The following is a 24,158-nucleotide window of genomic DNA, read 5'->3' on the forward strand; positions in this document are numbered from 1 at the left end:
GCGCTTCGACAGCTTACGCCGAGCACGTGGGCGCTGTCATGGCGCAGCGCAACTGTTCGATCGGCGTGCGCGCAACACGATTGCGCAAATGAAAACGCGAGCCGCAGGGCCCGCGCTTTTCCGATGCGATCGCACGCAATTGAATGCCGCGCTCAACCACTCAACACTCGACGATATTTACCGCCAGTCCGCCGCGCGACGTTTCCTTGTACTTGGTCTTCATGTCCGCGCCGGTTTCGCGCATCGTCTTGATCACCGAATCGAGCGATACGTAGTGGCTGCCGTCGCCGCGCAACGCCATGCGCGCGGCATTGACCGCCTTCACCGATGCCATCGCATTGCGCTCGATGCACGGAATCTGCACCATGCCGCCAACCGGATCGCAGGTGAGCCCGAGGTTGTGCTCCATGCCGATTTCCGCGGCATTCTCGACCTGCTTCGGCGTGCCGCCCATCACGGCGGCCAGCGCGCCCGCGGCCATCGAGCATGCGACGCCGACTTCGCCCTGACAGCCCACCTCCGCACCGGAGATCGACGCATTCAGCTTGTACAGGATGCCGATCGCGGCGGCCGTCATCAGGAAGTCGATCACGCCCTGCTCGTTCGCGCCGGGCATGAAGCGCGTGTAGTAATGCAGCACCGCCGGAATGATGCCGGCCGCGCCATTGGTCGGCGCGGTGACGACGCGCCCGCCCGCCGCGTTCTCTTCGTTGACGGCGATCGCGTACAGGTTGATCCAGTCGACCATGGACAGCGGGTCCTGCAACGCGCGCTCAGGGTTGCCCGTCAACGCGCGATAGAGCTGCGGCGCGCGCCGCTTCACCTGGAAAGGTCCGGGCAAGTGACCATCGGCATCGGGATTGTTGATGCCGCATCCGCGCGCGACGCATGATTGCATCACGTCCCAGATCTTCAGCAGACCCGCGCGCGTTTCTTCCTCGCTGTGCCAGACGCGCTCGTTTTCCGACATCAGCTGCGCGATGCTCTTGCCGCTCGCCGCACACAGCGCGAGCAATTCGTTGCCGGTACGGAACGAATGCGGAAGCTGATCGACGGCGCTCAATACCTTCGTGTTCGGCGCGCCGGCCGTCACGACGAAGCCGCCGCCGACCGACAGATAGGTCGACTCGCGCAGCGTTGCCCCTTGCGCATCGAAGGCGAACAGCTTCAGGCCGTTCGGATGCTCGGGCAGCGCCTGACGATAAAACGCGATGTGCTCTTTCTGCACGAAGGGCACCTCGTGCGTGCCGAGCAGCGCGAGTTGGCGCGACGTGCGCACTGCTTCGAGCCGTTGCGCGATCGTCTCGGGATCGACGGTGTCGGGCGCGTCGCCCATCAGGCCTAGCATGACGCCGCGATCGGTGCCGTGTCCCTTGCCGGTCGCGCCGAGCGAGCCGTACAGCTCCGCTTTCACCGATGCGGTGGAAGCGAGCAGCCCGTCGCGCTCGAGTCCCTGGACGAACATCAGCGCCGCGCGCATCGGCCCGACCGTGTGCGAGCTCGAGGGACCAATGCCGATTTTGAAGAGATCGAAGACGCTGACTGCCATGTACTGCTCCCTGCCTATAGATAAAGAGTTTAGCGCGCCGGCAGCGGCAAGCACACGGCGAGCCACGCGGGCGGCGTCGGTGCGAGCTGCAGCGCGACTGGCGTAAAGCGTCCATCGAGACGGGCCGCCAGGTGAAACAGTTCCGTCGCGTTCTTCGGATCCCACTGACCCGAATAGCCGGGCAAGCCGGCCTCGCGACGTTTTGCATCGAACGCGACGTTCGAATGCACGAATTCCTCATGCGTCTGAGCGCCGGTAGCAAACGGCACGAGCCAATTCAGCGCGGCGAGCAGCGTCGCGCCGTTCGCGCCCTTTTCTTGCAGCCAGTTGCGGTTGTGGCGGCGCGCGGCGAGCGCGGCCGTCACCAGCGGTTGCAGATCGTAGGTCACGTAGTGCAGCGCATCGCGCTCGCCGAAGTCGATCGTCGAGCCGTCCGGGGCGATGTTGTCGCCGATATGCTCGACGAACAGCCGCTGCGCGGCGTTGATCATCTTGCGGTTGTCGAGCGTGAATGCCGCCATCGCGATCAGCTTGATGCGGTGGCTTTGCCAATTGTTGCGGAACGTGCCCGTGAGCGGCCGCGGCTGCGCGTCGATCTGCGCGATGTAGCCGTTCGCGAGCTTCGTCAGAAACGCCATCGCCGCGTTGCGCGTTTTGACGGGCAACGCGCTCGCGGTCATGTCGTACGCGAGGATCAGACCTTCGAAACGCGTTTCGTCGATCGGATTGAAGCTCGGCTGATAGGTCGTGACCCACGCGTACAGCAGACGGTCGACGAGCTTCAGGAAGCGGTCGTCGCTGGTCGCGCGCCACGCGAGCGCGGCGTCGCGCAGCAGGTCGAGATCCTTCTCCGCTTCGACGCTCTGATCGTAGATGCCCTCGTGCGGCAGCGTGCCCTCGGTGTGCAATTTGGCGAGCGCATGCGGCTGCTCGTTCAGATGTGCCTGCACGTTGGCGACGAGCGCCTTGACGCCGGGGTCGGCATTGGTGCGCTCGCTCGTTTGCAGCGCCGGCGCCGCGCAGAAATTCATCGCGGCCTGCGCCGCGCGCAGCGGCAGCAACGCGGCCGCTGCGGCCAACAGTACCGCGTAAGCGGGCCGCCACGGACGGACGCCTGCCGCCTCGGCCCGGCTTTGCATCAATCGCACCTTTCGCGCCATGCGAAACTCCTCGTTAGGCTGATTCGGTGTGTGATGTTAGCCGGTTGCGGCTTTCAACGACAGGACCGCGGGTGGACCGCTCGCGGACGCCGACGGACCTTCACAGCGCCACGCATGACGTCTCGCCGCCTCGCACTGCTTACTCGTAATCGGCGATCGGCACGCACGAGCAGAACAGGTTGCGATCGCCGTACACGTTGTCCGCGCGACCGACCGGCGGCCAGTACTTGCTCGCGATCAGCGTCTTCAGCGGGTAGGCGGCGGTCTCGCGCGCATACGCGTGCTTCCAGTCGTCCGAGATCACGACCGCCGCCGTGTGCGGCGCGTGCTTCAGCGGATTGTCCTCGCGATCCGCGCGGCCTTCCTCGACCGCGCGGATTTCCTCGCGGATGGCGATCATCGCCTCGATGAAGCGGTCGAGCTCTTCCTTCGACTCCGACTCGGTCGGTTCGACCATCAGCGTGCCCGGTACCGGGAAGCTCATCGTCGGCGCGTGGAAGCCATAGTCGGCGAGGCGCTTCGCGACGTCGTCGACGGTGATGCCGCTCGTGTCCTTGATCGGACGCAGATCGAGAATGCACTCGTGTGCGACGAGGCCGCCGGGGCCCGAGTACAACACCGGATAGTGCGGCGCGAGCTTGTTGGCGACGTAGTTCGCGTTGAGGATCGCGGTTTCGGTCGCGGCGGTCAGATTCTTCGCGCCCATCATCGCGATGTACATCCACGAGATCGGCAGGATCGACGCCGAGCCGTACGGCGCGGCCGACACCGCGCCGATGCCATCCTCCGCGCGCTGGTAGCCCGACGAAGTCTGGTTCGGCAGGAACTGCGCGAGATGCGCGCCGACCGCGACCGGACCGACGCCCGGTCCGCCGCCGCCGTGCGGAATGCAGAAGGTCTTGTGCAGGTTCAGGTGCGAGACGTCGCCGCCGAACTGACCCGGCGCGCACAGGCCGACCATCGCGTTCATGTTCGCGCCGTCCACGTACACCTGGCCGCCGTGCGCATGCACGATCTCGCAGATTTCGCGGACGTTCTGCTCGAACACGCCGTGCGTCGACGGGTACGTGATCATGATCGCCGCGAGCTTATCGGCGTGCTGCGCGGCCTTCTTCTTCAGGTCTTCGATATCGACGTTGCCCTGCGCGTCGCATGCCACGACCACGACCTGCATGCCGGCCATTTGCGCCGACGCCGGGTTCGTGCCGTGCGCCGAAGCGGGAATCAGACAGACATCGCGATGCGCTTCGCCGCGCGACGCGTGATAGGCGTGGATGATCAAAAGACCCGCGTACTCGCCCTGCGAGCCCGCGTTCGGCTGCAGCGACACGGCCGCATAGCCGGTCGCGGCGACCAGCATCTCTTCGAGCTGATCGATCATCTCGCGGTAGCCGACGGTTTGTTCGGTCGGTGCGAACGGATGGATCTGGCCGAACTCGGGCCACGTGACCGGCAGCATTTCCGACGTCGCATTCAGCTTCATCGTGCAGGAGCCGAGCGGGATCATCGAGCGATCGAGCGCGAGGTCCCTGTCCGACAGGCTGCGCAGATAGCGCAGCATTTCCGTTTCCGAATGATGACGGTTGAACACGTGATGCGTCAGGTACGCGCTCGTGCGTTCGAGCGCGGCCGGCACCGACGCAGAGTTCGATGCGTTGAGCGCGGCGTCGAGCGCGTCGACTTGCGGCACGTCGCTCGTGAAGGCCGCTTGAGCGAACACCGCGAGCAGGTCGGCCAGATCGTGGCGCGTGGTGGTTTCGTCGATCGACAGGCCGACTTGCGTCGCGCTCACGTGGCGCAGGTTGATGCGCCTGGCCGTAGCCGCGTCGTGCAGCGCTTGCGTGCGTGCGCCGGTGTCGAACGTGAGCGTGTCGAAGAAAGTTTCGTTGACGAGCTGATAGCCAAGCTGCTTCGCGCCTTCGGCGAGCAGCGTGGCGATGCGATTGACGCGCAGTGCGATCGTCTTCAGGCCACGCGGGCCGTGATAGACCGCGTACATGCTCGCCATGATCGCGAGCAGCGCCTGCGCGGTGCATACGTTCGAGGTCGCCTTCTCGCGACGGATGTGTTGCTCGCGCGTTTGCAGCGCGAGACGCAGCGCGGGGTTGCCTTGCGCGTCGACGGTTACGCCGACCAGACGTCCCGGCATTTGCCGCTTGAATTCGTCGCGCACCGCGAGGTACGCGGCATGCGGGCCGCCGAAGCCGACCGGCACGCCGAAACGCTGCGTATTGCCGACCGCGACGTCCGCGCCCCATTCGCCCGGCGGCGTAAGCAGCGTCAGCGCGAGCAGGTCGGCGGCGACGACGACATGGCCGCCTGCCGCGTGGATCGCTTCGGTCAGCGCGCGGTAGTCGCGCACGTCGCCGTTCACGCCCGGGTATTGCAGCAGCACGCCGAATGCGTTGGCGTCGGCGGCTTCAGCGGCCGGGCCGACTTTCACTTCGATGCCGACCGGCGTCGCGCGCGTCTTCACGACTTCGATGGTCTGCGGCAGCACGTCGTCGGCAACGAAGAACACGTTCGACTTCGGTTTGCCGACGCGTTGCAACAGCGTCATCGCTTCGGCGGCGGCGGTCGCTTCGTCGAGCAGCGATGCGTTCGAGATCGCGAGGCCGGTCAGGTCGGTGACCATCTGCTGGAAGTTCAGGAGCGCTTCCAGACGGCCTTGGGAAATTTCAGGCTGATACGGCGTGTACGCGGTGTACCACGCCGGATTTTCGAGCACGTTGCGCAGGATCACCGTCGGCGTATGGGCGTTGTAATAGCCCTGGCCGATGTAGGAGCGGAACACCTGGTTCTTGTCCGCGAGCTCGCGCAAGGCGGCGAGCGCTTCGGCTTCGCTCTTCGGTTGCGCGAAGGGGCCGAGCGGCAGCGTTTCGGTGCGGCGGATCGTCTTCGGGATGACGGCGTCGATCAATGCCGCGCGCGACGCGAAGCCGAGTGCTTCGAGCATCGCTTGCTGGTCGGCCGTATCCGGGCCGATATGCCGTTCGGCGAAGGCGTCGTGCACTTCGAGCGCGGCGAGCGAGAGAGGAGTGCGGTTCATCAGACGATCCGGGTGTTCGAGCTTCATGGGTGTTCCTGGCGGCGCGGCGCGCCGTTGTGCGAGCGCCGCGCCTGACGGTTAAAACAAAAGGTGACTCAGGCGCCGATCGACTTCGCGTACGCCTCGGCGTCGAGCAGACGGTCGAGCGACGCATCGGCGGCCGGCTTGATCTTGAACAGCCAGCTGTCGTACGGCGTGCTGTTGACGGTGTCGGGCGAGTCGGCGACGCTCGTGTTCGCCTCGATGACTTCGCCCGAGACCGGCGCGTAGATATCGGAGGCGGCCTTCACCGATTCGATCACGGCGACGGTGTCGCCCGCGGTCACGGACTTGCCGAGTTCCTGGACTTCGAAGAAGACGATGTCGCCGAGCGCTTCCTGCGCGTGGTCGGTGATGCCGACCGTCAGCGTGCCGTCCGCTTCGGTGCGGACCCATTCGTGCGATTCGGTGTATTTCAGTTCGGCCGGGATGCTCATTGGATGCTCCTGAACGGTATGTTCGGTAGTGTTTGAATGTAGGGGCGTGCGCCGGCCGCTCAGACCGCCAGCACCTTGCCGTTGCGCACGAACGGCAGTTTTACCACGCTTGCGGGACAGGCTTTGTCGCGAATCTGGACGTGCACGGTGTCGCCCGGCTGCACGCCTTTCGGCACGCGCGCGAAGGCGATCGATTCCTGCATGGTCGGCGAGAACGTGCCGCTGGTGATTTCGCCGTCGCCGTGCGGCGTGACGACTTTCTGATGCGCGCGCAGCACGCCCGCGGCCTTGCCGTTTTCCTTCAGCAGGATCAGGCCGACGAACGCGGCGCGCGAGCCGTCGGCTTCGAGGCTGCTCTTGCCGACGAACTCGCGCGACGAGGCCAGGTCGACGGTCCATGCGAGGCCGGCGTCGAGCGGCGAGACATTGTCGTCCATGTCCTGGCCATACAGGTTCATGCCGGCTTCGAGGCGCAGCGTATCGCGCGCGCCGAGACCGGCCGGGCGCACGCCGTGGGCCGCGAGCGCATTCCACAGCGCTTCGACGTGGGTAGCCGGCACGATGATCTCGAAGCCGTCTTCACCGGTATAGCCGGTGCGCGCGACGGTCAGCTCGCCGAACGGCGTGCCGTCGACGCGCGCGGCGTTGAACGGCTTCAGCGTTTCAGTCGCGGCGCGCGCGGCCGGCACGGTTTGCCAGGCCTTTTCGCGTGCGTTCGGGCCTTGCACGGCGACGATCGCCAGATCGCGGCGCGGCGTGATGGTGAGACCGAAGCCGCCCGCGTTGAGCTGGCCGAACCAGGCGATGTCTTTGTCGGCGGTGCCGGCGTTGACGACCACGCGGAAGTGGTCTTCGGCGAAGTAATAGACGATCAGATCGTCGATCACGCCGCCGTTCGGATTCAGCATGCAGGAGTAGAGCGCGCGGCCCGGCGTGTGCAGCTTCGCGACGTTGTTCGCGAGCGCGTATTCGAAGAACGCGCGGACGCGCTCGCCGATGAAGTCGACCACGCACATGTGGGACACGTCGAACATGCCGGCGTCGGTGCGCACCGCGCGATGTTCCTCGATCTGCGAGCCGTAGTTGACGGGCATGTCCCAGCCGCCGAAGTCGACCATGCGAGCATTGAGCGCGCGGTGAGCGGCGTGGAGCGGGGTGTGTTTGAGTTCGGTCATGGGGCCTCGGGCATCTCGCGAAACAAAAAAGGCCATGCGGCGCACTGCCTCGCGGCCGTGTGCCTGCGAGCGTGGTTCTGCATGACCCCTCTGTCCTCGATACCTGAGAGATTGCGCCGCCGCGACTGGCTCAATGAGCTCGATCCGTCACGGTGAAACGCGCGCCCCTTCGGTGGGCAGCCTGCCTGCGGTGCACGAGGTGCGACGCGGATGGCTACTGCCGCTCTCCAGAGTGCGAAAAAGCCGCCGGAAGACGGGTTTTTCGACGCGGTCGGTCCTTTTGCCTGAGAGTTTGCGGGTGTGCCCCTTCGGCGGCGCGGCCTGCGATTTTTCGCCTGCCAGCACGCTCTCCCGACGCGTGCGGCGAATTTACGCGACGGGCCGGGGCTTGTCAAATAAAGGCCCGGCAGCGGTGTGGGGCCGGCTGTGGCTGTTCGGGGGCGTCAAAAAGAAAAGCGCGGACCGTGGTGCCCGCGCTTTTCAGTTGCTTCTCCCGATGCCATCCGTGACCGCACGATGAGCGGTAGTGGGGGCTCACCTGGTGGCTCGTTTGCCGATTCGGTTTGCCCACTTGCTCGCTGACTCACTCGCCGATCGCATGAGCCGCATTGTCCAGTTCCTGATTCAGCACGCGCTGTTCTTCCGCGGACAAACCGCCGCCATGCTGGGCGGCCATGTCATGCGCTTCCTGGCGGATCGTCTCGAGACGATGATGCAGCGCGGCGCCTTGCGGCGGCGGGTAATAGCCCTGATTCACGCGGTTATCGATACGGTGCGCGAGATTGTCGATGCGGCCGTCGACCTGATGCAGACGCTGGTCCGCGATCTGTTGCGGAGTCGGGCCCGGATGCGGCGCCGGCGGGGGCGTTACCACGCAGGCGGCGACGGAGCCGAGCAGCGCGCATGCAACAAGGGCACGGATGATTCGAGACATGGATTCTCCCGGAGTCGTTGTCGTGTTGGGTTACTACCTCATTAGCAACGGCTGACGAAGAACGCCCGCTGACCTGGCAGCGGGCGAATTTGTAACGTTATGTTCCTTTCCGGAGCGTCAGGAAAGCCCGCGCCGACAGCCTTCGCGGCGCTAAAGGCGGTCCCGTTTTTGGTACACAGATCGTGGTGGCGCGGTGTCGACGCGCAGCGGGGCGGGGCTCAGCGAATCCGCTCGAACGGCAGTCGCACGCCCTGCTCGGAACTGCGCGCGGCCAGGTCGATGATCGTCATCACGTCGACCGCGTCGCGCGTACTGATCGGAAATGCGACGCGGTTCTGGATCGCGTCGGCCAACGCAATATAGAAGCCTGCGTACTCGCCGTTGCGGGTCGGCAATTCGCACTCGACTTCCTCGTCGCCTTCGAGCACGCGCAGCACGCCGGGGCTGTTGCCGGCGCCGAAGCCTGCGTCGCCGGGGCGCAGGCCCGCTTTCAGCTGATCTTCCTGGGTGTCGAGGCCGTACTTCACGTAGCTGCCGCGCGTGCCGTGGATAGCAAAGCGCCGTCCCGGCAACGCGGTCAACGCGCTTGCGTGCAGCACGACCTCGAACTCGTCGTAGCCGAGCTGGATGTGCACGTAGTCGGGTGCACTTGCGTCGTCGCGATGGGTGCGCACCGTCGCCGATACGGTCCGCGGCGCGCCGAAGAGGGCGAGCGCCTGGTCGATCAGATGCGGACCGAGATCGAACAGCAGACCGCCGCCGCGCGTCACGTCTTCGCGCCAGCGCTGACGCACGCCCGGCCGGAAGCGGTCGAAATGCGATTCGTACTGCGTGACGCGACCCAGTTCCACGCGCGCGAGCAGATCGCGCACGGTCAGAAAATCGCCGTCCCAGCGGCGGTTGTGAAAGGGCGCGAACAGCTTGCCGCGCGCGAGCGCGATATTGGCAAGCGTGTGGGCGTCGGCGGCGCTTAGCGTGACAGGCTTGTCGACGACCACATGCTTGCCGGCTTCGAGGGTGCGGCGCGCGAGGTCGAAGTGGGTGTCGTTGGGCGTCGCGATCACGACGCAGTCGATGTCGTCGAGCGCGAGCAGCGCGTCGAGATCGGCGACGATTTTCGCGTGCGGATAGTCGGCGTGCGCGCGCTCGGATTGCCCGGTCGCAATCGCGGCGACCCTCGCGCGTCCGCAGTGTTCGATCACCGGTGCGTGAAACGTCGCGCCGGCGAAGCCGTAGCCCATCAATCCAATTTTCAGCGATGCGGACATGCGAGTCTTCCTGGAGGAGCGGCGCGCCGCCTTGCCACCGCGGCGGCGGCGCGCAATCTCATCATTGTGGCATTTGTGGGCTGGACTGGGGGCTGAGCATGACGGCCGGCCTTGCGCGCAGCCCGTCGGGGCGTCCGAACCATCGAGGCATCCAACGAGGGCGTCCATCGCGGTGGCCATCGCGGTGGCCATGTTAACATCGCACCTCTCGCGCGCATTGCGCCGCGCAGCATGCCCCGGGCCTTCGGCCGGCGCCACCCGCCGGTCCGACCTCAGCGGCCCTCAACCGTATTACCCATCCACAAACGATGTCCGCAGGCCTGAACCCCGCTCAAAGTGAAGCGGTCCGTTATCTCGACGGTCCCTGTCTCGTGCTCGCCGGCGCCGGCAGCGGCAAGACGCGCGTGATCACGCAGAAAATCGCGCACCTGATCGAAGCGAAGGGCTTCGAGCCACGCCACATCGCCGCCGTCACGTTTACGAACAAGGCCGCGGCGGAGATGCGCGAGCGCGTCGGCAAGCTGCTCGAAGGCAAGACGCTGACCGCACCCGGCAAGCAAGGCCGCAAGGTGCCCGTGAACCAGCTGACGGTGTGTACGTTCCACTCGCTCGGCGTGCAGATTTTGCGTCAGGAGGCGGAGCATGTCGGCCTGAAGCCGCAGTTCTCGATCATGGATTCCGACGACTGCTTCGGCATGATCCAGGAGCAGGTCGGCTCGACGGACAAGGGCTTCATCCGCAAGATCCAGTCGATCATCTCGCTGTGGAAGAATGGCCTGATCATGCCCGAGCAGGCGATCGCGATCGCCTCGACCGAGGACGAGCATCAGGCGGCGATCGTCTATCGCAACTACGTGGCGACGCTGCACGCGTACCAGGCGGTCGATTTCGACGATCTGATCCGCCTGCCCGCCGAACTGTTCGCGAGCAACGAGCAGGTGCGCGACCGCTGGCAGAACAAGCTGCGCTATCTGCTGATCGACGAGTATCAGGACACCAACGCATGCCAGTACGAACTGGTGAAGCTCCTGGCCGGCAAGCGGGCGGCGTTCACGGCGGTCGGCGACGACGATCAGGCGATCTACGGCTGGCGCGGCGCGACCCTCGAAAACCTCGGCCAGCTCGGCAAGGATTTCCCGAACCTGCACCTGATCAAGCTCGAGCAGAATTACCGCTCGACGGTGCGCATCCTGAGCGCCGCGAACAACGTGATCGCGAACAATCCGAAGCTGTTCGAGAAGAAGCTGTGGTCCGAGCACGGCATGGGCGACACGATCACGGTGACGGGCTGCAACGACGAGGAGCATGAGGCGGAGTCGGTCGTGTTTAGGCTGTCCGCGCACAAGTTCGAGCGGCGCGCGAATTTCCGCGACTACGCGATCCTCTATCGCGGCAACTTCCAGGCGCGCATCTTCGAGCAGGTGCTGCGCCGCGAACGGATTCCGTACGTGCTGTCGGGCGGCCAGTCGTTCTTCGATAAGGCCGAGATCAAGGACATCTGCGCGTACCTGCGTCTGATCGCCAACGCGAACGACGATCCCGCGTTCATCCGCGCGATCACGACACCGCGTCGCGGCGTCGGCAATACGACGCTGGAGGCGCTCGGCGCGTTCGCGGGTCAGGCGAAGGTGTCGCTGTTCGAGGCGGTCTACATGGGCGGCATCGAGGCGCGTCTGTCGCCGCGTCAGATCGAGCCGATGCGCACGTTCTGCGACTTCATGCAGCGCCTGACCGACCGCGCGGAGAAGGACGCGGCGGGCACGCTACTCAATGAGCTGATGGAGGCGATCCACTACGAAGCGTATCTGTATGACGCGTTCGACGAACGCCAGGCGCAGGCGAAGTGGCAGAACGTGCTGGAGTTCATCGAGTGGCTCAAGCGCAAGGGCACGAAGGAAGAGCCGGAGCACGGCAGCGGCAGCGAAGCGACCGGCTACGACACCGCCGACGGCTTCGGCGACACCGGCAAGAACCTGCTCGGGCTGATCCAGACGGTCGCGCTGATGTCGATGCTCGAAGGCCGCGAGGAAGATCCGGATGCGGTGCGGCTGTCGACCGTGCATGCGTCGAAGGGGCTCGAGTATCCGCACGTGTTCCTGGTCGGCGTCGAGGAAGGCATCATGCCGCATCGGGGCGGCGCGGACGACGAGCCGATCGACGACGCGCGCATCGAGGAGGAACGTAGGCTGATGTACGTCGCGATCACGCGCGCGCAGCGCAGCCTGCATCTGAACTGGTGCAAGAAGCGCAAGCGGGCGCGGGAGACGGTCGTCTGCGAGGCGTCGCGCTTCATCAACGAAATGCTGCTCGACGATGCGCCGCCGCCGACACCGGAAGAAGCGCCGATGTCGCCGAAGGACCGGCTCGCGAGCCTGAAGGCGTTGTTGCAGAAGTCGTGAGCGGGCGGGACTGCAAGTGCCCGCCAGGTACGTTTGCTTGCGATTGCACATAAAAAATCCCTGCATCGCGTTAGCGCATGCAGGGATTTTTCATTTCAGCGACGACCGATGCCGTGTGCTTTACTTCACCGCGCTGACCATATAGTCGACTGCGGCCTTCACGTCCGCATCCGAGGCGTTCGAGCCGCCCTTCGGCGGCATCGCGCCCTTGCCGTGCAGCGCGTAGTTATAGACAGTGTCCATCGGGTCCTTCAGGCGCGGCGCCCATGCTTCCTTGTCGCCGAACTTCGGCGCGTTCAGCACGCCGGTCGCGTGACAGGCCTGGCATACCGACTGATACAGCGCTTTGCCGGCCTGCGAGGCGTCCGCGCTTTGCGCGCCACCTGCTGCCGGGGCGGGAGTCTGCGGCACGCTGGCCATTGCGGCCAGCGCCGCGGCGGCCTGGGCCGCGCCCGCATCCGATGCACCTGCTGCACCGGATGCCGCTGTCGCACCGGATGCCGCGGCCGCGCCCGCCGCCGGCAGCGCCGGCTCGGGGAAGCTCGCGCCCGAATTGTTCGCCATATAGACCACCGCGCGCGCGATCTCGAAGTCACTGTAGTCGTCGGGGCTCGTGCCGCCGCGCGGCGGCATGGCGCCCTTGCCGGACAGCGCGGTGTGCCACAGCGTGTCGAAGCCCTGCGCGATGCGCGGCGCCCAGTCGGCGGTGTTGGTGAATTTCGGCGCGCCTGCGGCACCCGACGCGTGACACGCCGAGCAGACCGCCTTGTAGACTTCCTCGCCGCTCTTGTAGACGCGCGGTGCGTTGGCGTCGCGAATCTCGACTTGGGCGATCGGATGGATGCGGGAGGTGACTTCGGCTTCGGAGAGAGAGTCGGTGCCGGCGCCGGTGCGCGTCGAATTATCGACGTAGACGGCGAGCAGAACGATGATGACGATCGGCACAGCAAACCCGGCGATGACCGCGGCGATAAGCTGTGCTGGGGTTTTGATCGGGGCTCCGTGTGGTGCTTCGCTCATGCTTGTCTCGTCTCCGTGGGTGTGTGAGCGGTACAGCGCGACGGCAACTTCTTGTTCTTTATCAGCCACGGACGATTATAGACGTAAGCTTTCGGCGGCGGCGAGGGGGCCAGGACGGTGTTCAGCAGGCGTTTACCCGGATCGGTATGGACGATGGCAGGGGTCGGGGAAGACGCTGGGATGGGCGTCGGAGGCCGTCCTGTGGACGGTTCGGCCGAAACCGGGTATCCTTGCGGTCTCTCGCGTTGGCGTCGCGTCCGTTCTGGTTGGCGCGCTTTCGCGTAGATTCCCCGCAGTTTTGTGGTGAAGCGCCCGTAGCTCAATGGATAGAGTACTGCCCTCCGAAGGCAGGGGTTGCTGGTTCGATCCCAGCCGGGCGCACCAACCCTGACAAGGGTTCCAACGAATTCACCCGTTCCCGCTCCCCACGAATTGCAGCTAACTGCGGTGCGGCTTGCACCATCATCGGCTGCACCCACTGCGCCAGGTGATCGGCCGACAGGTGCGCATACCGCTGCACCATTTCTAGCGTTTCCCATCCTCCCATCTCCTTGAGCACCTGTAATGGCGTGCCGCGCTGCACGTGCCAGCTTGCCCATGTGTGGCGCAGATCGTGCCAGCGGAAATCGCGGATGCCGGCGCGTTTGAGCGCTTTGGTCCATGCGGCGGTTACGGTCTGGTAGACCGGCTTGCCGTGGTACACGAACACGCTTTCGACGTGCTCGGGCTTCCGTTTCTTCCCGCGTTGCCGCAGCAGCACCGCGATTGCCGTGTCCGACAGCGGCACCGTGATCGCCTTGCGTGCTTTCGCCTGGTCCGGATGAATCCACGCGCCGCGCCGCACGATATCGACCTGCGACCACAGCAGGCCGGTCACGTTGGCGCGACGCAGTCCGGTTTCGAGGCTGAATTGCGCCATGTCGGCCAGCTGCGTCGGCAACTCGGTCAGCAGACGTCCAGCCTCCGCTGGGGTCAGCCAACGTATCCGGCGCGACACGACTTTCGTCTTTTTCGTCCTTGGCGCCCGGTCGATCCACTCCCATTCGACCGCTGCGTTCAGAACGGCCTTGAGCACCCCGATGACGCGATTGACCGTTCCTGCACTGACGTTGCGCCCGAGCTGCTTTGGACCGTTGCGCGTCTGCACGACTCGCGGCTCCATCCGCTTGATATGCGCAATTGCGTCAATCTGGTTGCGGTCGATATCCACCAATTGCACGCCGGACAGGTGCTGGTCGAGCCAGCGCAGGTGCGTCTTGCTGGTCTCGAGACTCGACAGGCCTTCGCGGTCGGCGACGTAGCGGACGACCGCATCATTCCAGGTGTAACGCGGCTTGTGGCCGAGCTTCGCCTGATCCTATAAATCGGCTTTCAGCCGGTCATGGAATTCCTGCGCCTTGACTTTGTCCTGGGTGCCAGTGCTGCCTTGTAATGCTTGTCCGCCTCCCGGCGGGTAATTGGTTCGAGCCGCCGGTGTCGTGGTCGGGCCTTGCAAAGACGTTTCGTGCGGGCGTCCATCACGGCTCCGCGATCTACTTCAAACGCAACGTGCTTTCCGCGACGTTCATTCCGCACAAGTTGCTCACGCGCGAAGTGTTCGATAAGTGGGCGCTCGATTTCCTCACGTTCGGCAATGGGTATCTTGAGCTTCGAAAGAACCGGCTAGGCGGGCCGCTCGCGTTAGAGCGGGCGCCAGCCAAGTACATGCGCCGCGCGACGGACCTACAGCGCTTCTATCAGGTCAACGGGTGGCAGGCGTCGCACGAGTTCGCGGCCGGGACTGTTCATCACCTGATGGAACCGGACATTAATCAGGAGGTGTACGGCTTGCCCGAATATCTCGGTGCCTTGCACGCAGCATGGTTGAACGAATCGGCGACGCTCTTTCGCCGGCGGTATTACGAGAATGGTTCGCACGCGGGTTTCATCCTGTACATGACGGATGCAGCGCAATCGCAAACCGATGTCGACAACATGCGCGAGGCGTTGAAAAACAGCAAAGGGCCAGGCAATTTCCGAAACCTGTTCATGTACGCGCCGAACGGCAAGAAAGACGGTATCCAGCTCATTCCCGTTTCAGAGGTCACGGCGAAAGACGAGTTTTTCAACATGAAAAACGTCACGCGCGACGACTTGCTTGCGGCGCATCGCATCCCCCCGCAGCTTATGGGGATCGTGCCGAGCAATACCGGCGGATTTGGCGCGGCCGACACGGCCGCCGAGGTATTCGGGCGTAATGAAATCGAGCCGTTGCAGCGGCGCTTCTCGCAGATCAATGAGTGGATCGGCGACGAGGTTGTGCGGTTCAACCCTTATTCGATCAAAGTACGGAAAGCCGCCGGGTAGGCAACCGGCGTTTCGGTTCACAGGGGCGCTTGTCAAGGAAAGCAGCTGGGCGCGTCTAGCGTGCCGAACATACGTGGTTCTACGCCGCCCGTTCGCCGCCGTCAGCTTTGTGGGCAGTGAGCGGCGCCGGAAGGCGTTTGCAAGGGTCATCAAACCATCAGCTTATTCGCAAACTCTGCAAGCCGGGCGCATCTTGCGGTAAGGAAAGGATGGTAATCATCGTCGAATTCGCTATCGAGGCAAAACGCTGTCGCGAGTGTCGAAGCACGCGCTTTGTCGTCGCCGACAAGGTCACCCAGATACGCCGAAGGGCGCTTTCGCCCGATGTTCTTGTTTTCTGCTGCGCTGAGGAAGCAGAAGTTTCCGAGGACGTTAATCTGTGTATCAGGTACGTTAATCTCTCGCAGGAATGCCCGTGGGTAAATGTGATGGAACTCTGACCGGTTGTAGCGCTGTAATACCTTATCAAGTTCGATGTTCTTTCCAGAGAGAAGACTTCGCGGGTCGTTATTCGCCAACAGCAGCACGAAGGTTTTCGTCGCCGCCGCACCAACTCGGAACGAGCTTTGGAAAAACTCTGGCTTTACGACAACGTCGATGTTGTCCAGGGTGTTCGGCTGGCCGGCCTTCAGTTTCACCATCTGTTCGATATCATTGATGGTGGTTTTTCGGGTCTGGCTCGTGTATCGAGCGGAAAAACAAGTACGCCAGAACCAACGCTTGATTGTTTGATACGTCTGCCCTCCATAGACCACCTCCTTACCATCCGGCTCGGCAAAGAAAACGGCCAACGGGACTAGCATCGATGGGTACGGTAGCAGCTTTAAATGGACGACTTTGAGTTGCGTTCTGAGAAAATCGATTGCTCCGCGAATCCCGTTTTCGACGGTAGAGAACTGCGCCCTCACTTCCGCGCCGTTCAGTTCTAGCAACTTCTCAGGCCCTGGCTCCCCCGTGAGGATTCCGGCCACGCAACTCAACACTAAGTCGGCATCGTCGCCGACGCCTGCGAAGCCAAAGTCTGATAGTTCCTCACGCAGTTCCTTGAATTTCTCCAGCAGATCAAAGTCATCGCTCCATGTCCATGCAGATAGAAGTTGCAACGTGTCGAGAGCGACTCCAAGGTGGTTGATTCGCTCGAAGACAATCGCGACGATTGAACGATCTTCGCTCTTAAGCACCTGCACCGGGATCGAAACCTCTTTGAATTTCTCCTGAAGCCTGTCAACGAGCGCGATCTGCTCCGGTTTAAGATGCTCAGTACTCGCGCGGTACTTCACAGAATCAAATAAAACATTCATCGGGAAGTAGCGACTCTTATCGATTTCATCACCTTCTGAGATCGCCACAAATACGCTGTCTTGAGCGTTGTCGCTCGCGTCAAGATCGAAGTAGATGTCTGCCCAGTCGGGATTGACTTCAGCTACCAGTTCCGTCTGGAACACTGTGAAGATCGACGTCAGACGCTGCTGACCGTCAAGTACGTAGTCGATCGGATAGTCAACCTGCGGGACGGGCAACGTGAACGTGCCTAAGCTCCTCTCGGTCGTCAACTGTTGTTTGGTGCGCCAGAAGAGGAGGGAGCCAAAAGGGTAGCCCTTGTAGATGCTATCGAGCAAGTAAGCAACGCGGTCCATCTCCCATACGAAGCCTCGCTGGAAGGCCGGAATTCGGATCTCCCCGCTCACAACGGCGTCGAGCATCTTTCGAATCGAATAGTGCTGATATTCCATAGTGTCTCTATCCCCGCGCGCGATCTTCGAGCATGTAAATGTACCTGAAAGTATCGAACCGTAGATGCTGGTCAGATGAAGCCTACGCTGAACTTATGCAAACGCAGCGTTTGAGTCGCCGAGATGCTTTTCGCAGTCCCCTCCCCGCCTGCCCGCTTCTTGGGTGGCTGGTTTTGATGCACCCGGGGACTGTCTGTCCGCCCCGGCGCCACAAGGGGCAGAGCGGGATTTTTTGTGCATCAGAGTGATGCAATTTGGTGCGCGCATAGCTCAGGCTTCTCACCTGTTCCGCGCTAGCGTCGATCGATTGGACATGATGATGCCAGGCGGTTGCCCGAACCAGCGGCTCTCATGCGTTCTGGCTAGCTAAAGACTGACATGAATGTTGCCGGAGTTGTCAGGAATTCTCTATTCGGCATTCTTGCCATTGTTACCACCTGCTGCCTCCTCGTAGTGCGACACCAAGGCCGTGAGCGACTGAGTGCGAGGCTGTGACGCGTCAAGGACGTTCACAGTCGATAAAGCCGGTTCTCCTGAGGAAGTGCGAGATTCGCGAATTAAGCGCGACACATAAAGTGTGTCGTATATCGATCCTTTTTCTCCATGAAGCTTCGCCATTTTTTCTCTCCTAAGTTGCGCTATTGCACACGTAACTACTCTACATTGTAGAAGTTCCAGAAACTATTGGTAAGCAAACGATCTCCGGTCATTACTCTAAAAGTGCAGTCGCTAATTTTCTCTTTTAACAAAACGTATCCACCTGCCTGATCTTCAATTCTAAACTCCATTTTGTTCAAGACAATTCTTCTAATCAATTGAGCACAATTCTCGATATTCCGAACAACTAAAACCCCATTGGCGACTCCCGTATTCAAATTTGTCTGAAGACCCAATGGGTGATCGTCCTTGAGGACCTTGGCGCGTTTATTGTAATGATCTTCCACCGCATTTCGAGATTTTTGCTTCAAGATATCATTCGTTAGAATCTGCTTCTCTGATAGGTGATTTAAAATATCATCGTCAGTCCAAGCCGATTCTGGTTTGTAAATTCTAAGTAGCTTTAGTAATATCTGTTCTTCGGTGTGCTCTTTATAGATTTCGATGAACGTTTCGTAAAGGTACGCCCAAAATTTATCGCTCATCTCGGGCACGAACGCTATAACTGGTTTGCCTTGAGCGAGTGTTGAAGCGAGCTCAGAGTCCTTGCCAAGCGTATCTGATTCTTGTGCAAGATACACCGTGCACTTCGCCCGCTTCAGCATCAATGCTTCCGCTAGACCTTTATCTAACCGATTTGGGCAATATGCACTTGTCGGATCAAAAAACCGCAGTTTTAGGTCACTTATGTGTGGATCTTCTGTAATCCGGTTCATAAATTCGTTTACGAATACGTACTCGTGCCGTTCTCGCATCGATGTGGCGACATACACGTCAAGATGATCAAATGTCAGATAGGCACTATGGTTCCATTGGCCGCGCTGGATGATTTCGTTTCGGTGGGATTGTTTTTGCAGGAGCTGCTGATCTTCCGGGGCAGATTTTAGTTTATCTTCTAACTCTCGCCCTGATATGTAGCCTAGCAAATAAGTGTCTTTGCTATCGATTTTTTTCAAATCTATCAAAGGCGAATGCCTCGATCGAAAATCACGGTCCGGACGCTCGGATGTCGCTTCGCGGATAAACATCGTTAGCGCCCGCGGGTTCCTCGACAGCTCCTTGAAACCGTACTTCACATTACCAAATAAAAGGAGTGCAAGTTGCCGAAACGAATTTATCCCGTTACGGAGGTCGTCGGCAGAAGAAATCTCGTTCGTGCTTTCACCGTTTACCCGCACGGCGATCGGGTCGCACAAGAATCGGAAAAACTCTCCGTCTACACGGTCATACCCAACCGTAAGCAGTAGCTCGTTAAATTGGGAGTGTCCAAGGCTATGTCCACTGGCGACGGATTCGGCAACTTTCGAAAGGACGGACGAATCGGCGTTCATCGGCAGCGGCTGCCCTGTCAGGCTTTCAAGCAGCAAACGTAGCTCGTCAGCGTCGAGGGGCCGTGCTATTCCTTTTCCTTGGGTGCTCACGCGTCCCCCGGTCTCTTGGTTGACTTAGTTCCTTTCGGGGCATTTTGTCCCATGTCGGACGCAGTATAGGCATGGGGCCACCGCAATTCAACCGTATTGGCCGACGATCTGAGGGCAATTGAAGCATATACCGGTGAAAACCCGACCATTGATCGACTGCAGAATTGGCCTTGCTCATAGCGGCTGAAGAACTCTGACCGGGGAGACTTGTAATCCGCGAGGTAGGGGACCGTGGATCGTGTCGCCTGCCAAAGAGACGGTCCGAGTCCAATGACGTCGATGTTGCTTCTAGGGCAATGCAGCTAAATTGCAGCTTTAGTGGACTGGATCGGCCTTGATTGACCTTGGTTACCCTTGGCTTTGCAGTTTGCGAGTTGCGTAAGGCATTGATTTATAAAGAAGCTTAGTGCGCCGATAAAACTCCGAAGGCAGGGGTTGCTGGTTCGATCCCAGCCGGGCGCGCCAGGATTAGACATGATGCCGGGTTCGCAGAAAACCACCCGATAAAACAAGGCCCTTTGGCGAAAGCCTGGGGCCTTTAGTTTTTTGTCCTGGCGTCAGAACCAACGTCTTGCGCTCCAACATGGCGTGCTTCCAGCATCAGTTGCCGGTCTCATCACGCCCCAGCAACGCCGACGACCGGAAAACTTTCTGCGCGAACCCGGAAGCCGCTTCAAGCCACCCTGAAATCCGAGGCCTGCTGAACCAGTTGACCGGCATGGTCGTGCAACGAACTGGCCGCCGCCGCGTTCCGCTGCGTCATCTGGCCCATCTGCGACACCGCCTGGTTCGCCTGCTCGATGCCTTGGTGCTGCTCGTGCTCTGCGCGCCTATGATCGCTGCCGTGGTGTTTCGCAGCATGTGCGACTAGCCTCACTTCAGCGCAAGCGCGGCGTTGATGTCACGCGCCGAACCACGCAGCGCAGGCCTGTCGCACGCGCTCCGCGACTGCGGGCCACGGTTCATCCAGCCCTCGCCTGAACAGGCGAACCGTATCGGGATACCACGGCGAGTCGTCGCGGCCGTGCATCCAGCGCCAGTCCACATCGCGTGCCGGCAAGAGCACCCAGCATGGTTTGCCGAGCGAGGCTGCCAGATGTGCTGTCGAAGTGTCCACGCAGATCAGCAGATCGAGTTGCGAGATAACCGCAGCCGTGTCGGTGAAGTCTTCGAGATCCGCGCCGAGAGGCAGGATCGGGAGGCTCGCAGGGAATGACAGCGCTTCGTCTTCGCCCGCGCCTTTTTGCAGGCTCACGAACTTCACGCCCGGCAGGCTCCAGAGCGGCGCCAGTGTGTTGAGCAACGGTAGCGAACGGTGCACGTCGTTGTGGTGTTTCGGGTTGCCCTTCCAGACGAGACCCACCCGGTGTCCCGCGCCCAGCACAGCAAGGCGCGCGCCCCAATGCTCGACGCGCGACGGGGCCAGGGTGATGCGCAGGGGAGGCGGAATCGTGTCGAGCGTCGTGCCCAGATACAGCGGTGCGCTGAGGGCGCTGATCCAGCAATCGAAATCGCCGGCGCGCGCGGAGGCTTCGTCATGACTGAGCACCGCGTCGACTCCATCGACATCGGCGAACAGGCGTTGTAGCGGTGCCATACAGGCAAACGCGACGTGCGCGGCGCCCTGAGCCTTCAACAGGCGCAGATAGCGCCCGAACTGCAGCATGTCGCCGAGTCCATCCTCCTGCCAAACGAGGAGTGATTTGCCGGCGAGCGGCTCGCCGCGCCAGCGCGGACACCTCAGCATCGACTGCGTGGCGTGATGCGCGAACCCAGCCATCTCGTAGCGGCATTCGTAGAGGAGAAAGCCTTCTTCGAAGCGGCCCATGCCGATGAGCAGCGTGGCGAGACGGAACTTCGCGTCGCCGTAGTCGGGGCGCAGCGCGAGCGCGCGGCGGTAGGCGGCTTCGGCCTGCTCCGGGTCGCCGAGCTCTTTCACGATGCTGCCGATGTTGAAGTGTGTTTCGGCGATGTCGGCGCGCAACGTGAGCGCGTGGCGAAACGCCGCGAGTGCCTCGGGCAGGCGCGCTTGCGCAAGCAGCGTGCAACCCAGGTTATTGGCCGCTTCGACGCGGTTCGGCGCGAGCCGAAGCGCCTCGCGATACGCGCATTCGGCATCGACCAGTTGGTCCAGTGCGTGCAGGACGCAGCCGAGGTTGTAGTGCGCCTCGGCGAAGGCGGGGCGCAACGCGAGCGTCTGCCGGTAGGCGCTCTCCGCCTCGGGCAGGCGCTTGAGTTCGGTGAGCGCACAGCCGAGATTGTTGAGCGCGTCCGCGTAGTCGGGGCGGATCTGAAGCGCGAGGCGGCAAGCCAGCTCGGCTTCCCGGAGCCGGCCGAGCGCCCTGTAAAGCGCCCCGAGGTTGTTCAGTGCCTCGGGATATTGCGGGTGCGCGAGCAGCGCCTGCCGATACGCTTCTTCAGCCTCTTCGATCCGGCCGCGATCGCGCAACAGATTGCCGAGGTTGTTGTTCGCCTTGGCAAATTGCGGATTCACGGCGAGCGCTGTGCGATAGGCCGCCTCCGCTTCGTCGAGGCGGCGCTGTTCATGAAGCACGATGCCGAGGTTGTAGTTCGCGTCGACGTGGTCCGGGCGAAGGGCGAGCGCCACCCGGTACGCGGCCTGGGCCGCGTCATGCCGTCCGAGACGGTGCAGCACGATCCCGCGATTGCTGTGGACATCGGCGTCATCGGGGCGTATCGCGGCAAGCCGCCCGTAAACCGCTTCCGCCTCGGCAAGCTGATTGAGGGTCGCGAGCATCGCTCCGAGCCCCAGATACGCGTCGGCGAAATCCGGCTTCGCTTGAATGCAGCGCAACCATAGAGCTTGCGCCTGCGCGGGCTGGCCCACACCCGTGGCGCACATGGCCGCGAGGTTGAGCGCATCGGCGTGCTCCGCGTCCTCGGGGGTGGCCTTCGCGCCGACGAGCGGTGCAAGCAGCGCCAGTGCGTCGGCGAACTGCCCGGTGGCGCTGAGGGCAGTGGCTTCGCTCAGAATGTGCTGGCGCGTGGGGGCAAGTGGGCTCGTAGCGGTCACGGTCGTGGTAGAGGGGCTGTGGATTCGCAGCTTAAGGCATGCGCACGCGCGGTGGCGGCCCGAATTGAGCTGGCAGCTCGGTTCAATTCGACCGATGACGTGCTGCGCGGGCTTTGTCTTTCGAAGCCGTAAGGCTGGGTGCAGATCAAGGGCGATCGGATGCCCAATCAGCATTGCGACGCGAAGTGGCTTCGACGCCTGCGAGCCTTAAGCCGCCGAAGGACGAAGCCTGGCGTCCACCATCTTGAAAAGCGCCTCCCCACTGCACGCGGGCGAGGGAAGGGCGTCAGCCCAGAGGGTCGCATCAAGAAGGCAGCTAAAGTTTTTCCAGGTGGGGTCGTAATCACAAACAAGGCGGCAGGCCAACGAACCCGCTGCCGTTACTGGGCCGATAGCCCCATCAGGAGAATCTCAATGCTCGGAATCAACACCAACACCAACTCGCTCGTCGCGCAGCAAAACCTGACCGGCTCGGGTAGCGCACTGTCGCAGGCGATCACGCGTCTGTCGTCGGGCAAGCGCATCAACAGCGCAGCAGACGACGCGGCAGGTCTTGCGATCTCGAACATCATGCAGACCCAGATCAACGGTCTGAACCAGGGTGTGTCGAACTCGAACGATGGTACGTCGATGGTGCAAACGGCATCGTCGGGTCTGTCGTCGCTGACTTCGTCGCTCCAGCGTATCCGCCAGCTTGCTACGCAAGCAGCTAACGGTTCGATGACCGACAACGACCGTGCTGCACTTCAACAGGAAGTGAACCAGCAAGTCTCGGAAATCAACCGTATCGCGTCGCAAACGACGTACAACGGCATGAACGTCCTCGACGGCTCGTTGGGCAACGTGTCGTTCCAGGTCGGCGCAAACGTCGGTCAGTCGATCTCGCTGAATCTCTCGCAGTCGATGTCCGCTGCTTCGATTGGCGGCGGCGTTCCGGCAGCGGGCAACACGCTCGGCTCGTTCTCGGTCTCGCTGGATAGCACGGGCGCTGCTGCGGCGGCTGCGGGTATCACGTCGGTCACGGCTTCGTGGGACAACGCTACGAATTCGGTCTCGTACACGGACCAAAACGGTAACGCCATCACCGATGCTTCGACGATCACGGCCTTCTCGAATGCCCCCGCGGCCGAAGTGACCGGTGGCGCCGCGCTTCCGGCTGCAGCAGGTGATGCTTCGCAGACGTGGACGCTTAATACGAACGGCAGCGAGAACGCTACTGTCTCGCAGATCAACGTGATTGCCGACGGTAAGGGCGGCTTCACGCTCACGGACCAGAACGGTAAGGCCTTGACTAACGCTGTTGCTAGCGCAGTCTTCACCAGCGGTACTGTTGGTACGGACAGCAACGGCAACACCACGCTGACTGGCGACACCGGCGCAACTATGGCGACCGAAGTCGAAGCGGTAACGGGCGCTATCGCGACCGCGAGTCAAGCGGCCGGCGATGACCCGAATCTCGATGCTGCGGGCAAGACTACAGACGCAATGGGCGCGACCATCGACAAGCTGAGCCAGTCGAACACGGTTTCGCAGATCGACATCTCGACCAAGGACGGCGCTTCGGCAGCAATGCTGACCATCGACAACGCGCTGAACGCTGTCAACAACCTGCAAGCAACGCTCGGCGCGGCACAAAACCGCTTCAGCGCAATCGGCACGACGCAGCAAGCTCAGTCGACCGACCTGTCGACCGCACAATCGTCGATCCAGGACGCCGACTTCGCACAAGAAACGGCTAACCTGAGCAAGGCACAGGTTCTGCAACAAGCCGGTATCTCGGTGCTGGCACAAGCGAACTCGCAGCCGCAGCAGATCCTGAAGCTCCTCCAGTAAGGCGCTTCCCGCTGCAGGCAGCCGGCGCGCGGCTCGATGCGCGCCGGACGCAAACCCATCGGGAGGCTTGCCTCCCGATTGTCTTTTCCCGCGTTACCCCGCTT

At 62.3% G+C, this 24,158-nt stretch carries 15 protein-coding genes, 1 tRNA gene, 1 pseudogene and 2 riboswitches; of the genes and pseudogenes, 5 read left to right on the forward strand and 12 right to left on the reverse strand.

Annotated elements, in window-relative coordinates; all coding sequences use genetic code 11:
• Positions 1 to 160 precede the first annotated feature (160 nt).
• The 7 genes from F6X39_RS01295 to F6X39_RS01325 all read right to left on the reverse strand — a co-directional run bounded on the left by F6X39_RS01295 (position 161) and on the right by F6X39_RS01325 (position 9,611).
• Positions 161 to 1,549 (reverse strand): L-serine ammonia-lyase, encoded by a 1,389-nt coding sequence (locus tag F6X39_RS01295; RefSeq protein WP_187615216.1) that lies wholly within the window; start codon positions 1,547 to 1,549, stop codon positions 161 to 163.
• Between the two features lie 29 nt (positions 1,550 to 1,578).
• Positions 1,579 to 2,709 carry an alginate lyase family protein gene (locus tag F6X39_RS01300; RefSeq protein ID WP_090802419.1) on the reverse strand — a complete coding sequence of 377 codons (1,131 nt, stop codon included), beginning with the start codon at positions 2,707 to 2,709 and terminating at the stop codon, positions 1,579 to 1,581.
• A gap of 139 nt (positions 2,710 to 2,848) precedes the next feature.
• Positions 2,849 to 5,785, reverse strand: a complete 2,937-nt coding sequence (gene gcvP / locus F6X39_RS01305; protein WP_187615218.1) for an aminomethyl-transferring glycine dehydrogenase — start codon at positions 5,783 to 5,785, stop codon at positions 2,849 to 2,851.
• A 68-nt stretch (positions 5,786 to 5,853) separates the two neighbouring features.
• Entirely contained in the window at positions 5,854 to 6,234 is a 381-nt protein-coding gene (gcvH, locus tag F6X39_RS01310) for a glycine cleavage system protein GcvH (RefSeq protein WP_187615220.1), read from the reverse strand.
• A 59-nt stretch (positions 6,235 to 6,293) separates the two neighbouring features.
• A complete protein-coding gene (gene gcvT, locus F6X39_RS01315) occupies positions 6,294 to 7,409 on the reverse strand; it encodes a glycine cleavage system aminomethyltransferase GcvT (protein ID WP_187615222.1) in 1,116 nt (371 codons plus the stop codon).
• An 80-nt stretch (positions 7,410 to 7,489) separates the two neighbouring features.
• A riboswitch (glycine riboswitch) is annotated at positions 7,490 to 7,650 on the reverse strand.
• A gap of 20 nt (positions 7,651 to 7,670) precedes the next feature.
• Positions 7,671 to 7,773: riboswitch (glycine riboswitch) on the reverse strand.
• Between the two features lie 219 nt (positions 7,774 to 7,992).
• Entirely contained in the window at positions 7,993 to 8,343 is a 351-nt protein-coding gene (locus F6X39_RS01320; RefSeq protein ID WP_018418835.1) for a hypothetical protein, read from the reverse strand.
• A 218-nt stretch (positions 8,344 to 8,561) separates the two neighbouring features.
• Positions 8,562 to 9,611, reverse strand: a complete 1,050-nt coding sequence (locus tag F6X39_RS01325; RefSeq protein ID WP_187615224.1) for an oxidoreductase — start codon at positions 9,609 to 9,611, stop codon at positions 8,562 to 8,564.
• Positions 9,612 to 9,919: 308 nt separating this feature from the next.
• Here F6X39_RS01325 and F6X39_RS01330 point away from each other — a divergent pair, with 308 nt between their 5' ends.
• Positions 9,920 to 12,010, forward strand: coding sequence for a UvrD-helicase domain-containing protein (locus F6X39_RS01330; RefSeq protein WP_187615226.1), 2,091 nt, complete (start codon positions 9,920 to 9,922; stop codon positions 12,008 to 12,010).
• A gap of 120 nt (positions 12,011 to 12,130) precedes the next feature.
• Here F6X39_RS01330 and F6X39_RS01335 read toward each other — a convergent pair whose 3' ends face one another.
• Positions 12,131 to 13,030 (reverse strand): c-type cytochrome, encoded by a 900-nt coding sequence (locus F6X39_RS01335; RefSeq protein WP_187615228.1) that lies wholly within the window; start codon positions 13,028 to 13,030, stop codon positions 12,131 to 12,133.
• A gap of 308 nt (positions 13,031 to 13,338) precedes the next feature.
• Between F6X39_RS01335 and F6X39_RS01340 the strand changes: the two genes are divergently transcribed.
• Positions 13,339 to 13,414, forward strand: a tRNA-Arg gene (locus F6X39_RS01340).
• 52 nt (positions 13,415 to 13,466) lie between these two features.
• Here the strand turns inward: F6X39_RS01340 and F6X39_RS01345 are convergent.
• Positions 13,467 to 14,309 (reverse strand): annotated as a pseudogene (locus F6X39_RS01345) (tyrosine-type recombinase/integrase); the annotation flags it as partial.
• A gap of 152 nt (positions 14,310 to 14,461) precedes the next feature.
• Between F6X39_RS01345 and F6X39_RS01350 the strand changes: the two are divergent.
• The gene (locus F6X39_RS01350; RefSeq protein WP_187615230.1) at positions 14,462 to 15,376 is read left to right on the forward strand and encodes a phage portal protein; all 915 of its coding nucleotides are present in this window, start codon (positions 14,462 to 14,464) and stop codon (positions 15,374 to 15,376) included.
• Positions 15,377 to 15,525: 149 nt separating this feature from the next.
• Here the strand turns inward: F6X39_RS01350 and F6X39_RS01355 are convergent, their stop codons facing one another.
• Positions 15,526 to 17,109, reverse strand: a complete 1,584-nt coding sequence (locus F6X39_RS01355) for a DUF262 domain-containing protein (RefSeq protein WP_187615232.1) — start codon at positions 17,107 to 17,109, stop codon at positions 15,526 to 15,528.
• Positions 17,110 to 17,762: 653 nt separating this feature from the next.
• Positions 17,763 to 19,187 (reverse strand): hypothetical protein, encoded by a 1,425-nt coding sequence (locus F6X39_RS01360; RefSeq protein ID WP_187615234.1) that lies wholly within the window; start codon positions 19,185 to 19,187, stop codon positions 17,763 to 17,765.
• Between the two features lie 571 nt (positions 19,188 to 19,758).
• Between F6X39_RS01360 and F6X39_RS01365 the strand changes: the two genes are divergently transcribed.
• Entirely contained in the window at positions 19,759 to 20,058 is a 300-nt protein-coding gene (locus tag F6X39_RS01365) for a hypothetical protein (protein WP_187615236.1), read from the forward strand.
• Positions 20,059 to 20,088: 30 nt separating this feature from the next.
• On the opposite strand, the gene F6X39_RS01370 is transcribed toward F6X39_RS01365, so the two are convergent.
• Positions 20,089 to 22,221, reverse strand: a complete 2,133-nt coding sequence (locus F6X39_RS01370; RefSeq protein ID WP_316251637.1) for a tetratricopeptide repeat protein — start codon at positions 22,219 to 22,221, stop codon at positions 20,089 to 20,091.
• A gap of 414 nt (positions 22,222 to 22,635) precedes the next feature.
• On the opposite strand from F6X39_RS01370, the gene F6X39_RS01375 reads away from it, so the two are divergent.
• Complete coding sequence (locus F6X39_RS01375; protein WP_187615240.1) at positions 22,636 to 24,054, forward strand: flagellin; 1,419 nt, start codon at positions 22,636 to 22,638, stop codon at positions 24,052 to 24,054.
• Positions 24,055 to 24,158 lie beyond the last annotated feature (104 nt).

It is taken from the genome of Paraburkholderia sp. UCT2, assembly GCF_014397665.1.
Lineage (GTDB): Bacteria > Pseudomonadota > Gammaproteobacteria > Burkholderiales > Burkholderiaceae > Paraburkholderia > Paraburkholderia tuberum.